At 46.1% G+C, this 623-nt stretch carries 1 protein-coding gene; it reads right to left on the bottom strand.

What is annotated here, in order from left to right; translation table 11 throughout:
• Positions 1–231 precede the first annotated feature (231 nt).
• Positions 232–623 (bottom strand): IS30 family transposase (locus PSI17_RS17230; protein WP_273553116.1); only part of this gene is annotated, 392 nt, incomplete at its 5' end.

Here is a 623-nt window from a genome sequence, read left to right as displayed (position 1 = left end):
ATTAACGGTAAAGAGTCATTCCGATCCGTTGTATCGCTTTTGCGGTTATCTGGTGTCTGTCAATGATACAATGCTGGATTAACACAATAAGTGCAATGTGCGCCCCGTATAGGCTTCGATGGGTGTTAATCCATTTAAAACCTTTCTTGGTGTCATATTTAATCTTAATTCTAAATCACTGACATCTTGCTCTGTGAGTGAACCAAAAGCCGTTCCTTTCGGCCATTGACGTCAAACCAGACCATTTGTATTTTCATTCGTTCCTCGCTGATAGCTGGCATAAGGCCGGGCAAAGTAAATTTGGGCCTTCGTTGATTGGCTGACCTTTTCATGCCGGGCGAATTCGCCCCCGTTATCCAGTGTGACCGTGTGAACTGACGAAACACGATTTAACAAGGTATTCATGGCATTGGATACCGTTTCTGCCGTTCTATCCCGGGTTTTTGCCATTAACAATAATCGGCTTTTCCGATCAACCAGTGTGACCAGATAAGCATTCTGACCGTATATCGTGTCCCCTTCAAAATCTCCGGTGCGAGCACGTTTATCCGCAATAGCAGGACGTTGACTGATATCCACCCGATTCGGGATGTGGCTCTGGCCAGCCTGACGTTTACCGCCTT

Source organism: Xenorhabdus sp. IM139775, assembly GCF_028598745.1.
Taxonomy (GTDB): domain Bacteria; phylum Pseudomonadota; class Gammaproteobacteria; order Enterobacterales; family Enterobacteriaceae; genus Xenorhabdus.
The sequence above is the reverse complement of the archived record's forward strand: the minus strand, read 5'-3'. Positions and strand labels throughout refer to the sequence as shown.